Source organism: Paenibacillus sp. VTT E-133280, assembly GCF_002264385.1.
In the GTDB taxonomy this organism is placed as follows: Bacteria; Bacillota; Bacilli; order Paenibacillales; family Paenibacillaceae; genus Paenibacillus_AQ; species Paenibacillus_AQ nitricinens.
Genome location: NZ_NFUX01000037.1, coordinates 42174 through 55109 on the forward strand (window position 1 = coordinate 42174; position 12936 = coordinate 55109).

The 12936-nt window shown below is 41.3% G+C and carries 11 protein-coding genes; 8 read left to right on the forward strand and 3 right to left on the reverse strand.

Annotated features, from left to right (window positions below; all coding sequences use genetic code 11):
* The first annotated feature begins 135 nt into the window (after positions 1-135).
* Both CA600_RS16805 and CA600_RS16810 read left to right on the forward strand, forming a co-directional pair.
* Entirely contained in the window at positions 136-2034 is a 1899-nt protein-coding gene (locus tag CA600_RS16805) for a sensor histidine kinase (RefSeq protein ID WP_094871535.1), read from the forward strand.
* Between the two features lie 114 nt (positions 2035-2148).
* A complete protein-coding gene (locus CA600_RS16810) occupies positions 2149-4059 on the forward strand; it encodes a sensor histidine kinase (RefSeq protein WP_256989886.1) in 1911 nt (636 codons plus the stop codon).
* Between the two features lie 16 nt (positions 4060-4075).
* Here CA600_RS16810 and CA600_RS16815 read toward each other — a convergent pair whose 3' ends face one another.
* Both CA600_RS16815 and CA600_RS16820 read right to left on the reverse strand, forming a co-directional pair.
* Positions 4076-4315 carry an NHLP leader peptide family RiPP precursor gene (locus CA600_RS16815; protein WP_170880314.1) on the reverse strand — a complete coding sequence of 80 codons (240 nt, stop codon included), beginning with the start codon at positions 4313-4315 and terminating at the stop codon, positions 4076-4078.
* A 94-nt stretch (positions 4316-4409) separates the two neighbouring features.
* Complete coding sequence (locus tag CA600_RS16820) at positions 4410-5345, reverse strand: hypothetical protein (RefSeq protein ID WP_094871538.1); 936 nt, start codon at positions 5343-5345, stop codon at positions 4410-4412.
* Positions 5346-5448: 103 nt separating this feature from the next.
* On the opposite strand from CA600_RS16820, the gene CA600_RS16825 reads away from it, so the two are divergent.
* Positions 5449-5742 carry a hypothetical protein gene (locus CA600_RS16825; RefSeq protein ID WP_094871539.1) on the forward strand — a complete coding sequence of 98 codons (294 nt, stop codon included), beginning with the start codon at positions 5449-5451 and terminating at the stop codon, positions 5740-5742.
* A 41-nt stretch (positions 5743-5783) separates the two neighbouring features.
* Here CA600_RS16825 and CA600_RS16830 read toward each other — a convergent pair whose 3' ends face one another.
* The gene (locus tag CA600_RS16830) at positions 5784-7694 is read right to left on the reverse strand and encodes a family 20 glycosylhydrolase (protein WP_094871541.1); all 1911 of its coding nucleotides are present in this window, start codon (positions 7692-7694) and stop codon (positions 5784-5786) included.
* 84 nt (positions 7695-7778) lie between these two features.
* On the opposite strand from CA600_RS16830, the gene CA600_RS16835 reads away from it, so the two are divergent.
* The 5 genes from CA600_RS16835 to CA600_RS16855 all read left to right on the forward strand — a co-directional run bounded on the left by CA600_RS16835 (position 7779) and on the right by CA600_RS16855 (position 12891).
* Positions 7779-8633 (forward strand): helix-turn-helix domain-containing protein, encoded by an 855-nt coding sequence (locus CA600_RS16835; protein ID WP_179281648.1) that lies wholly within the window; start codon positions 7779-7781, stop codon positions 8631-8633.
* Between the two features lie 317 nt (positions 8634-8950).
* Positions 8951-10597, forward strand: coding sequence for a sensor histidine kinase (locus CA600_RS16840; protein WP_094871544.1), 1647 nt, complete (start codon positions 8951-8953; stop codon positions 10595-10597).
* A gap of 24 nt (positions 10598-10621) precedes the next feature.
* A complete protein-coding gene (locus CA600_RS16845) occupies positions 10622-11257 on the forward strand; it encodes a response regulator (RefSeq protein WP_094871545.1) in 636 nt (211 codons plus the stop codon).
* Between the two features lie 268 nt (positions 11258-11525).
* Complete coding sequence (locus CA600_RS16850; protein WP_094871547.1) at positions 11526-12266, forward strand: YveK family protein; 741 nt, start codon at positions 11526-11528, stop codon at positions 12264-12266.
* Entirely contained in the window at positions 12250-12891 is a 642-nt protein-coding gene (locus CA600_RS16855) for a CpsD/CapB family tyrosine-protein kinase (protein WP_094871549.1), read from the forward strand. Before CA600_RS16850 ends, CA600_RS16855 begins: the two co-directional genes overlap by 17 nt.
* Positions 12892-12936: the final 45 nt, after the last annotated feature.

The following is a 12936-nucleotide window of genomic DNA, read 5'->3' on the forward strand; positions in this document are numbered from 1 at the left end:
CAGGGAAATAACGCTGATAAATAACGTCTTTTTTCGAGGGAATTAACAAGAATAGGCAGGAATAGTGCGAAGGTTGTCGAAATTAAGAATCATATATGATCATTTAAACAACTAATGAATTACTGAGGTGCTACGATGAAGTTGCCAAAACCAAAGATAGCGGTTTCTTTGCTATTATTTCTATTGCTAACAGCAATAGTGTCTTACGGTGCGGCGATAGTGAGTGCTGGATCATCAGACTCTGCGCTGCCAAGCTGGGAGATTAGATTTGGAAATACAGAAGCAGAGACTGTCGAAGAAGCTGTAGCAGCTGCAGATGATGAATGGATTCGCGTAACGCCTCATGATAACAAACCAGAGACGCCAAAAGGTACATCCTCAGCGTGGCTCCGGTTTTCTTTGCCGCAAATGAGCGAGAAATCCGCGTTATTCATTAATAAGGTATATGGAAATAGCGTCAAAGCTTATGTGAATAACGCGTTAGTATATGATTCTGAGAATAAATACAATTTCAACGGCAGCAAAATTCTAATTCCTTTATCCATAGAAGATGGAGGGAAGGAACTATACATATGGACACACGGAGGAAGCAAGGATTTAGGAATAGAAGGCGAAATAAGAGTAGATCGCTACAGTGAGCTGTTGTCCATTTATGTAAAGCAGGGCTTAATGGATATTATCATTGGGACGACATTTATCTTTATAGCTATTGTCCTGTTTATTTGTTCATTATTCTTGAGAAAAGGATTTTTTACGGACGGATTTTTGTTGGTATTAATTCTCTTATCTATTGGAGTTATAGTGGTTACGTATTCTTCGTTTTTGCCGATCATCCTCGGGGATTATGGGAAAATCGTGCTTGTTTTCTTTGATTTAGCGTTGTACACTTTGTTGCCATCCGTAACCTTTTATTTCGAGAAAATATTCGGTTCAGGGAAAAAACAAATCGTTACCCGATTCCGTAAATTTCAATTGGTATATTCTATATTCTGTTTTTCACTAATGGTTATTAATATCCTTCTGTCGTATCAGCTGGAAGACTTTTATAGATTCATGACTGCTGATATTCTAGGCATCATTATGATTGTGCAATTTATATTATTGGTAAGCTTAGCGTTAATTCATACTTATCGCGGCAATGGAGATGCTATTGTTTTTACTACAGGGTTTACCATCTTTGCATTTATATCTCTTGTCGAATTGATCGTATACTACATATCCAGAGAATCCTATCAATTATATTGGTGGAAGTGGGGGATGATGGTTTTCGTATTATCCTTAATCGTCATTCTGGGGAGAAGGTTTACGAGAAACCACGAGCAACTTGTTGAATATTCTCGTAAGCTTGAAACGTTTAATAATGATTTGCAGCGTTCCGAGAAAATGGAGATTATAAGTGAATTGGCGGCTTCTGTAGCGCATGAGGTACGGAATCCTTTACAGGTAACCCGTGGTTTCCTTCAGATCCTAGGAGAACGTTCAGATTATAAGGAGAGGGAATATATGCAGATGGCTATCGCAGAACTGGATAGAGCTACGGTGATTATCTCAGACTTCCTTACCTTTGCTAAGCCAGGGCTAGAGACCATTGAGAGGCTTGATGTATCCGAGGAGTTACGGCATGTGTCGGGTATTCTCGCTCCGCTTGCAAATTTGCAAGGGGGAGTCATTGAACTCAACCTGCAGTCAGAACTCTGCGTGATTGGATCATCTGCCAAATTTAAACAAGCGTTTATTAATATTATAAAAAATAGCATCGAAGCCTTACAGGATAATGGACTTATTAGAATTACGGCCTGGAAATCCGAAGGCCATATAATGATTAGTGTACGTGATAATGGAGAAGGGATGAGTGGTAGTGAACTGGCCCGACTGGGTGAGCCTTATTACTCTAATAAAACAAAAGGAACAGGGCTTGGACTTATGGTAACCTTCCGAATAATTGAGGCGATGGAAGGGTCAACTGAGTTTCAGAGTGAGAAGGGGGAAGGGACGGAGATTATTATTAAATTGCCAAAGGCTAGAAAAAATTAGGAGAATTTAATGATTATTCCGTTTTTTAGAAGGAAAGGGTAGCATAGTGAGCGAAGTAGTAACACACAGAATATTGTTTCTGAAACTTCCTTCTGAGGTGCCTATATGCGCTTGATGGTTAGAATACTCCACATTACAATCACCCTTTCACTCCTCCTGATAGGTTGTGGCTCTATTATTGTATCGGCGGCGAACCCAAATCCACCCCAAGAAATTACAAAGTGGCAAATGAAATGGGGGGATGAAACAGGAAATGCAGGAAAAGAGATTCCGTGGAGTGAAGGCCAGCAAGGCTGGATGAACATAGATTCTAAGAAGGGACTCCCAGAGTTACCTTCAGGAGTATCCTCTTCTTGGACCCGCATTTCCTTACCCGTTTTAAGTTATGTGTCTCCATCGGTGTATATCGATACTTTATATGCTCTTCATGTGAGAGTGTATGTGGAGGATCGTTTGATCTTCGAGGAAAATCGTAAATATATCAAGGATAACTATTCTTTGCTGTTGCCTTTAAGTAAAGAAGATAACGGGAAAACACTATATATCTGGACAGAAACCATGCAAGACAGAATTGGAATTAAAGAAAGTGTAATGATCGGTGAACATAGTCAATTAATTAATGAATATATTGAGAATGGACTAAGTGATGTGATTTTGGGCTGCGCTTTTTTTCTGGTGGCTATCGTTCTATTTATAAGTGCTCTATACATAAACAAAGATTATTTCTCCAGTGTTGCTTCACTAGCAGTAGTTATAGCGGCTACTGGAATCCTTTCTATAACCTACTCCCCCTTCATCTATACCTTTTACAATAAATTGGGGCCAATTAGTAACGTATGCTTAGACTTAGCCCTTTTTTCACTTCTCCCAGCGCTTACCTTTTTATTTGAGAAATTATTCGGTAGTGGTAAATTCAGTATCATTCGAAAATTTCGTCAATTTCAAGTGCTTTACTCTTCTTTTGGTTTGTTATGTCTTTTAATCAATCTCCTATCCAATAATCACTATATTAAGTTCTATTATTTTATTTCTACCACCATTATAGGGTTTATCCTTATCCTCCAATTCATCCTGCTGATCGCATGTGTGGTTATATTCTCTCTTAAAGGAAATAAAGATGCTATTGTGTTTGCCATTGGATTTGGAACCGCTGCGTTTACTGTAGTTGCAGAGCTATTATGGTATTACATCCAAAAAGGGAATTATGATTTGTTCTTGTGGAAGTGGGGGCTGGTTGCTTTCATTATTTCCTTGATCGTAATTCTGGAACGAAGATTAGCCTTTAACCATCAACAGGTTGTTAATTACTCTAGAGAACTAGAGCGTTTCAACAATGAATTGGAGCGTTCGGAAAAAATGGAGATCATTAGCGAGCTTGCTGCATCTGTAGCTCATGAAGTAAGAAACCCACTACAAGTCACTCGGGGCTTTCTGCAGCTGCTTAGCGAGAAATCTGTTAACGAAGAGCAAATTTATATGTCAATGGCCCTAAGTGAACTAGATCGTGCATCCAATATTATTACTGATTTCTTAACCTTTGCTAAACCAGAATTTGAGACGATCTCTAGTCTGAATTTATATGATGAATTCAAGCATATTGAGAGTATTATGCAGCCCCTGTGTCACATCAATGGAGGGAAAATGATTCTGGATGTATCCGGTCAATTATGGGTAAAAGGAAATTCCTCGAAATTTAAGCAGGCGTTCATTAACATTATCAAGAACAGCATTGAATCATTCAGTGAGGAAGGGTTCATTTATATGTCGGTGTATGGTGAAGATGATAAAGTGATTATTCACATCAAAGATAACGGGGAAGGAATGGACCCTGATGTTCTGCACCGACTAGGAGAACCATATTTCACCAAAAAAAATAAAGGAACAGGTTTAGGATTGATGGTCACCTTCCGCATCATTGAAGCTATGCAAGGTGAAGTGAGATTCACAAGCAAAAAAGGAGTAGGAACCGAATCCATTACCATACTGCCACTGGCAGAAGCTCCGGATGATTCCTACTCCCTATGAGGTTAATCCTGCTGTCTTACCAAGAACCGCGTGGTGCTGCGGTTGCTTTCAATACATCTGATGATGGACTTGGTGGGATTACAAGATAGAATTCATTTGAACCTTCTTCAACGGCTTTCAAGGTAACGCTGTCGGGAATGATTACGCCTAGCGCTTCTTGGAGAGCTGCTTTTGGATCTGCGAGTAGTCTTTGCTTAAAACTTGGATCTTCCCATGCCTTTTGAATGACTTGATTTCTAAGAACTGCTTCTGACATAATAATCACCCTTCCCAAAATGTATATATTTACCTTTAATAATATAACATAGCAATTGTGCTAATACTATTCTTTTTATTACAAAATAATAGAATTATTGTATATTTTTTGACAAATAATAAAACAAGCCTCCACCTTGTAAAAGCTGCTTTTCTGCTTCGATGGAATCGGAGATCTGTTGTAAGTTCGTCACCAACATGGAGTGGAATGCTAGGAGATGAGGTACATCCAAGCTGGAAGCCATTACTTTGCGATGCGTATCCTGCGCTAGCTCAGCATAGGTACGTAGTCCGTTTGCTGTAAACAGGAAGAATTCGACCTCTTTTGATGTGAGTGTGGTTGCTTTATCAGCGGATAGATAGCTTCGTGTGAGTGAGAGGAGACAATTATAGCTGCCTTCTGATAAATCTTCGTTCCAGTCTTCATAGTCGTCAAGCATTTGCAGTGTAAGTAGAACAGAGTCGATCATTTCCTCAGACTGCGGTACAAGAGAATCCTTACCAGATAACAGAAGGGCAGCGGTGCTGGATAGTTTGAGCGGACTGGCTTTATAAGGGATCTTGATCCGATCGTTAAGAAAATAATCACTGGCGGTTTCATTACTAACACTGTCTGCCCATTGAGCGATATAACGATTGAACGAGGTCCAGAAAGAGGAGTCATTCGGAAACAAAAGTCTGTAGATATTCAAAAATTCAACATAGAGTAGGTTCGCTAAAGGTAGTCTTTCGTATGTAGAGGATTCTTTGCTGTCTATCAGGTCATCCTGTATGAAAAAATATAGCATGAAGAAGACATTGCCCATCGACATTTGACGGGTGATTTCTGCTGAGAGTCCACAGCTTTTCTGAAGCCAAAAGGGCAATAGATAACATATGTAATTTTTGTGGCTTTCCGCATTGAATACGTTAAAATGTTCAAGATAGGACATGCCTTGTGAATTTAGAGGCTCAGGAAATTCGGAGATGATCTTTCTACTTTCTTGAAAGACTAAGCGGAGTTCTTCTTCATAATCATTTAGCCAATCCATTGCATCCCTCCTACAATAAAATTGCAAAAAAATGGTTCTTTCGACCTGATTATATCCTTCTCTTTATTCCATTACAACTAAAATTTAGGAGGTTTAAGGACGAATGGAATGTTATACTTTTGGACAAATGCTTATGACTATTCGAATGGGGCAAAAGGCTGAAACGCCAGACGGCCGCATTGTAATGCGTACCTCTTCGGGACTTATTTGGACCAATGGGATATTGAATGGAAAAACAGTGGAAATCAAAAATTATTTGTTCTCTGATCTTTGGCAAATCTATGAGGATGAGGAAAGCATGAAAGAGGGAATTGGCAGAGAAAAGCATGAAGAACGGGAGCGGGAAATGCTTGAAAATCAATATGAAGAGCTGCGCTTAGCGAGTCGGAAACGTTAAATTCAGCGTTCGACTCGCCAATTGCAGCTTTGATGAGGAAATTACTCCGATTTCAATGCTTCATATTGTCCTCTTAGACGTATAAGTCTCCAAATACTTTGATCTAGGCCGCCGGGTCGGTTGCGCTCGGTCCACAATAGACGATACTGATGAAGAAGAACATTCAAATCATTGATTTGTTCTGTAATCAGATTAGGGTCAATCGTATCTGGCGCGGATGCCAGCTGCAGTTTAGTTCTTCCAAGCTGCACAGCATGCTTCACAAAATGGATTCCGTTACTCAGTTCCTTAAGAACAAGATCAGCATCATCACATTGAAGATCAAGCCCCGAGAGACGTGTCTCGATAGTGAGCATGTATTCTTCGAGATTGTTGAAATGATCTTCGGTAAGTTTCTCTACAATTAACAAATTGTCGAGATTAGTACGAAGGAGCAGGGACATTTCCGTATCATTTGAACGAATAATCTCGGATTCAAGCTGATAATAATTGCCCAGATCAAGGAGTAGTTGACCAATACCCTCGGAACGATCCGCGAAGATGAATGTATTCAAATATTTTGCAGTGTCTACATCTAAATTGTTATCTACATTCCAGGAAAGCGCAGCACCATAAACATATCCAGTGTAGCTGATTGGGAGATGCTGCCAGTGCCCATGATCACCCCAATCGGTAATGAGATAGCCGATAGAACCATTATTTTTGCCATGAATAGCTGCACTACGCAGATTGGCAAACATATTGTCGCTACGCCCTGTAATGGAGTTCCATGAGCTGGTACCTGGGCAGACATAGAAAGGAATACCTGCTTCCCGGAATTTGAGGGTATCCGATTCAAAAGGATGTTCCGCACTGTAACCCCATTCCATAGCAATAATATCTTTAGGCAGGTGAGGGATTAGTTCGGGATGTTGGATAATAATATCGCCCCAGAATTGCATCGTCTTGCCGCGTTTCGTAACAAGCTCATAAATCTTCTGAAGAAAAGATAAATAGATCTGACCCTTGCCTTGTGATTCAGCCAGCGCTTTGCTTTTGCCAAGACCAAGCTCATACGTCTCATCACAGCCTACATTAAATTGATTAGAGGAGAAGTATGGAAGCAGATCGTCGAACATTTTTTCTAGCAGAGGGAGCACAGCAGGATCTTCGGTATCAAACGTACCGGGATGCATAAATAGTCCTTCTGGATATACATCCCCCATGTACAATTCCTTGGGAAGCATAAATCCCTCTGGAATTTCGGCTAAAGCATTGAATTCAGGACGGGAAAGCCAGCCTTCCATATGTCCAAAGCTGTTCTGGTTTGGAACAAGCTCAATATAACGCGCTTTACAGTAGGCATCTAGAAGCAAGATTTCCTCTCCTGTGATTGGAGTCTCAAGCTCCCACACTTGAGGGAAAGATTCATACGCGAACGGCGTACCTTCTATATATAGCTGAAGCTGGTTCATCTTCAGATCGGCCATAAGGTCAATGATTCGGTACAAGGTTTCTTGCTTCGGAATTTTATTGCGGCTGATATCAACGGTTATCCCTCTGACTCCAAAATCAGGTTCATCGCGAATTTGCAGATGAGGAATAGATCTGCCGCTTTGTTCAATGATTTGTTTCAGTGTGGCTACTGCGTAGAAGGCACCGACAGGTGAGCTATAGGAGACAACGATACCGCTCTGATCAATAACTATTTCGTATGCCTGCTCAGATAATGATGGCACATAGCTAAAGATACAAGCGGATACAACCGTTGGACGTGTGCCAATAGATAAGGTCAAATGAAGATTTAAGGCTTGTTTAATCACAGCTTGCAGCTTTTGTGCAGCAGGCATTGAACTTTGCTCTCCCGTACTAGGAAGCACAATGCTTCCGCTGATTGGGAAACGGTATGAGCCTTGCGACAATGTGATTTCACGCGGATTAGGCAGAAGCAGTAGTGTAGAATGATTAAGCATAGCGTGGACACCTCTTATTCATGTAGAATATGATCAAGTTCACAATAACCTTATCACTACTAAACAGAGGGAGGAATGTCTATAATGTCCAAGCACATGGATTATATGATCAGTCCCTATCCAATACGAATTATTGATCCGAAGGTTGAGTCCTCTAAGCTGAAGCTTAAAAATATTAGAGTCGGACAAGCCGGTCATTTGCCTGGAAGAACGTTATTCCGTTCAGGCGTAGTTTTTGAACACTGGGCTATTGTTTACATAGTATCAGGTGGTGGCACCTATAGGGAGACTTCGGGGAAAGAACAGCAGGTGCGCGAAGGCAGCTTATTCTTTTTTCGTCCAGGATACAGTTATAATTTCGGTCCACCGCATGGAGGGAGCTGGGATGAGTATTATATTAATTTTAATGGGACACGTGTATCGGAATGGCTGGAGTCGGGGCTAATCGCTGGCGGGAATGTGTTCCAAGCGAATTCGATCATGGGACTTTCGGCCTTATTTGAAGAAGTGCTAGAGCGGATGGAGAGTGGAGAACCTGCAGATGCGGATCGGGCCGCACTACTCGTTGAAAGGATGCTATTGGAGTGTTCTTTTATAATAGAAGAAAAAAGTTGGAATGCCCAGGCAGATTATATGCGTCAGATTCGGGAGGACCTGAATTTATGCATTTATGGTGAAATGGACCTAGATCAAATTGCGGCAAAACATCATATCTCCATGTCTACCCTTCGTCGTCTTGTTCGGCGTAGTAGCGGGTATCCGCTTCATGAATATATTCACCGTCTTAAAATGGCTGAGGCCAAAAAGCTGCTTCTCAATACCTCATTACAAGTGAAAGAAATATCGGGCATGCTTCATTATAATGATCCTTTCTATTTTTCACGTTTATTTAAAAAATATATGGGAATTGCGCCGCAGCTTTGTCGAAGTAACATATAAATCGACATTATACTACTAGAGTCCCAATGAGAATTGTTATAATTGTATAATTATTGTCGTTTTATAAAATTTATTTAAAATTATGGATTAATATTACATAAATACGTTAGTTCTTAATAACTATAGTGGATAAAATGACAAATTTTAGGTATAAAATCTCCTGAAAAAATAATAAATTTTTTGTAACTATTTTTCAAATGGAAGCGCAAACATGGGAAATGTCAACTTGTTATTGTGATTTTTCTCATGTATGATGCTTTTATCGAGCACAGCATAATCTCGCATTTTCCAAAAAAACTGGAGAATAGGGTGGTGGGATGAAAATCAAGCCAACTGCAGAAGACAAACTGATTGAGTATTACAGGTACTTCTCTTTGTCCCTCACATCGCTCATGTATCTTCTAGATAAAACGGGACCTTCCGTAATTTATAAATTCCTTGTTATTGCCATACTCTTTCTGTTTGCACAAACGTTCTCATTTGGTTATCGGAGGTTACGAAGCAGGCCAAAGACTCTCGTCCTGGCTGTTAGTATAGAGATGGTGGGAATTATTGCATTGACCTTGTTTACCGGTGGGTACGAGAGTTCTTTTAGGCTCTATGTGCTAAACCCTGTATTGATTGCTGCAGGTTCATTGTCCATTTATTTTGGATGGTCGCTGCTGTTAAGTTACATCAGTATTTTTGCGGTGCTCTGTTATTTTTTTATCAATTCTGCGAACAAAACTTTTCTGGAAATTGTATTTGTAAATGGGAATCTGTTTCTAACACTGGTACTTACGGTTATAATAATGCAGATCGTTAATCGGATGAAGCGGCAACGTGAAGAATCGAATGCCCGCACGAAAGAGACGATGGAGCATATTAAATCGCTGTACCATATCGTGGAAACCTCAAGCCAACATGATTTCATGAATATCGGTCAAGTGATCACCGATTATGTTGTTAAGCTAACGAAGCTAGATAAGGCTTTGTTTTGGTTCGCTAAGAAAAGCGGAGAACCAGCTCCGCAGAGCAGGCAGACCGGCTGGCAGCAGGAGGAGGAACAGTTCCTATTCTCAGAACTGGGAAAACATGAGCATGAATGGAGATTGCAGCGAGAGCCTATTTTTAGAAATCTTCCGGGATTAGGAGATTTCCTGCTGATGCCTGTACGGATGAGCACCCGTTTTGTAGGGATGATTGGACTCAAGCTGGAGTCTACAGAGGGGCTGGAAGGCCGCAGATGGTATATTCAACAATTGATATTCTTATCTGAGCTAAGTGCGAATATTCTTGAAAGGCATGAGCTTGGTGTGATTGAGAACCGGTTGATCATCACGAACGAACAGAACCGGATTGCGGATGAAATGCACGACAGTGTATCCCAGAGCCTTTTTGGTATTGTGTATGCGACGCATTCGCTGAAGGAATCGTGGAAGAGAATGTCAGATCATGAGCTAGAAGAACAAATTGAGCTTATTCATGACTCTGCTACAAAGGTTGCTAAAGAACTGCGGATCACGATCTACAGTCTTAGCTCCAAAAAGAGTGGCGGGCCTACATGGTTGGGCATGGTAAGATCACATTTGAAGAGCTTATCCAGATTAAATGATGTTGATATTGAATTAAAAATAACGGGAGATGATTTCAGTCTCCCTTATCCTTATCACAAGGCGCTTTTTCGAATTATCTCTGAAGCTACTGGAAATGCCATCAGGCATGGCGCTGCCAGTCGAGTGGATGTAGAACTGTCTCTGAAACCGACTTGGATCCGATTATTGATTTATGACAATGGTGTTGGTTTTGATACTGATTTGTTATGGATTGAATCCGAAGATAGTGCAAGTGGGCTTGGCATGAAGAATATGCAATATTTGACGCAGTCGCTAGGTGGCGACTTCCAGCTGTCCAGTAATGAAAATATGGGAACGAGAATCTTGATTTCCATTCCTGTGGGTGTAGCTGAATTAAAGAATGCATAAACTTTAGGGCGGGAGGTCGTTTCTATGAAAATCGTCATTGTAGATGATCATCCTCTAGTTAGAAGAGGGCTGGCATCCGTTATTTCGATGCAACCAAATGTGAAGTTTGCTGGAGAGGCGACGAACGGCCAAGAAGCGCTTCTTGTGATTGAGGAGACGCAGCCTGACCTTGTACTCATTGATCTTAAATTAGCGGATGAATCAGGACTTGATGTCATCAAGACGGCACGTGCTCGAGGTATCGTTAGTAAGTTTATTCTGCTGACATCCTCTGCAAGCAGAGAGGATTTTCTGAAAGCTGAGGAAGTGCTGGTAGACGGATATGTACTAAAAGAGGCATTGCCAGAAGAGTTACTATTTGCTATCCAGTTGGTCTATAAAGGAAGAAAGTATTATGATCCTGGTCTGATGGAAGATAAGATGCGAATGAGTGGAAGCAGTCCAACAGATGAATTGACCCCTAAAGAGAAGGAAGTCTTAATCGAGCTGGGACAGGGCGCTTGTAACAGAGAAATTGCCTCACGTCTTTTTATTAGTGAATTTACAGTGAAAAAGCATGTCAGTCAGATTTTAGCGAAATTACAGGTGGCAGATCGTACACAGGCAGCGCTTTACGCAAATGCTGTTGGATTGACCAAATATGAAATGTCATATGAGTGAAAGCTGAAATGCTTTATAAGCAGCATCGTACATAAACACGGACAGGATGTCCGTGTTTTTTTGTGCGTCAAAACTTAAATTAGCCCTAAATATGGCACTAAAGTATACCTCACCCCCCTCTTAAGGAGTACAACATCTTACTCCAAAGTGAAGAGGAAAGTAATGGTATGAGCCATGTGGCGAATGGTGTGGATTGATAGAATTAAAGCAACAACTGAAACTTTCATGAATGCTTTCAGAATGTAATTTTAGCGGAAGGAGGGTTACTGTGGAAAAGACGATTCTGGATTACATTAACCTGATTAAAAAAAGGTTTTGGCTCATCATGGTGTTCGTTTTGATCTCCTGTGCTACGACTTACTACGTTAGTAAAAACTTCGTTGAACCCGTCTATTCCGCTTCCGGACAGCTGCTTGTCAACAACATTGCCAAGGCTCCCGAGAGCAACAATCTTAATGATTTGAGCTTTAGCCTGAATTTAATTGAGAGTTACAAGGAAATTATGAAATCACCGACCATCATGAAAAGCGTAATAGAAAATCACCCGGAGTTTGGTCTGACGGCTGATGAACTAAGTCAGAAGCTTGAGATTAAAACTTCAGAGAAGAGCCAGGTAATCAACCTAAATGTTCAGGATGAAGACTACAACAAAGCTGCCGGGATCGTAAATGCGGTTTCGCAGACATTCATTCGTGAATTGCCATCGCTGATGAGGGTTGACAATGTTACCTTGCTGACACCGGCCGATCCAACTGATGTTCCAGGGCCCTCGAACGGCGGGTTTGCGATGAATCTCATCATCAGCTTTGTTGTATCGCTTATGGCTGCCCTAGGAATTATTTTGCTTATGGAAACACTTAACGGCACATTAAGGTCTGAAAAGGAAGCGGAATATGACCTTGGTCTTCCGGTAATTGCTTCAATCGCAACCATTCGTAAACGCGATTTGGGTAAGGCGGCAGGCGGGAACACAAGGGTGAAGGAGGGTGCTTATGTTACGGCTAAATAAGAGTCTGATTACTGATGCTAATCCATCCTCACATATCTCGGAATCGTTTCGTTCGCTACGCACATATATACGCCAGCTTGGAATAACGCAGGGTAGCGGAGGAAAAGTGCTGCTCTTTACGTCAGCAGAAGCTGGAGCAGGCAAGACGACAATCTTGTCGAATCTCGCGGTTTCTTTCGTCCAGGATGGCAAGAAGGTAGCAGTGGTGGACTGCAATCTGCGACATCCCGGTCTTCATACAGTGTTTGAAATAGAGGGCAGTGACGGGCTTGCGGCTTATTTAAGTGGGCCAGAGGAAGCGGATAACATCGCTGTCCTCGGAAATCTGGCCAATCTCTCGGTTATCCCGGCGGGGAAAACGCATGTTAGTCCGCCAGATTTGCTAGGTAACCTTAAAATGACCGCTTTGCTTGAGGAACTAAAAGAAAACTACGATCTGATCCTGCTGGATTCTCCTTCGGCAGTCGATTTCAGTGATGCTCGTATATTGGCACCTCAAACGGACGGCGTGATCCTGGTGGCCAGATACGGAAAGTCCAAACGGGAATCGATTCGTAAAGCGAAGACACTGCTTGAACAGACCGGCTCTAATCTAATCGGAATTGCCATGAACCAGGCGAAGTAAACGTTTATGCTTTCGATGTGAAATCATTGTAGCTAATGCTTACAA

Bases quoted from the DNA above. Each gene is read 5' to 3' on its own strand.
- CA600_RS16805 (WP_094871535.1), top strand. From the start codon at position 136: ATGAAGTTGCCAAAACCAAAGATAGCGGTTTCTTTGCTATTATTTCTA.
- CA600_RS16810 (WP_256989886.1), top strand. From the start codon at position 2,149: ATGGTTAGAATACTCCACATTACAATCACCCTTTCACTCCTCCTGATA.
- CA600_RS16815 (WP_170880314.1), bottom strand. From the start codon at position 4,315: ATGTCAGAAGCAGTTCTTAGAAATCAAGTCATTCAAAAGGCATGGGAA.
- CA600_RS16820 (WP_094871538.1), bottom strand. From the start codon at position 5,345: ATGGATTGGCTAAATGATTATGAAGAAGAACTCCGCTTAGTCTTTCAA.
- CA600_RS16825 (WP_094871539.1), top strand. From the start codon at position 5,449: ATGGAATGTTATACTTTTGGACAAATGCTTATGACTATTCGAATGGGG.
- CA600_RS16830 (WP_094871541.1), bottom strand. From the start codon at position 7,694: ATGCTTAATCATTCTACACTACTGCTTCTGCCTAATCCGCGTGAAATC.
- CA600_RS16835 (WP_179281648.1), top strand. From the start codon at position 7,779: ATGTCCAAGCACATGGATTATATGATCAGTCCCTATCCAATACGAATT.
- CA600_RS16840 (WP_094871544.1), top strand. From the start codon at position 8,951: ATGAAAATCAAGCCAACTGCAGAAGACAAACTGATTGAGTATTACAGG.
- CA600_RS16845 (WP_094871545.1), top strand. From the start codon at position 10,622: ATGAAAATCGTCATTGTAGATGATCATCCTCTAGTTAGAAGAGGGCTG.
- CA600_RS16855 (WP_094871549.1), top strand. From the start codon at position 12,250: ATGTTACGGCTAAATAAGAGTCTGATTACTGATGCTAATCCATCCTCA.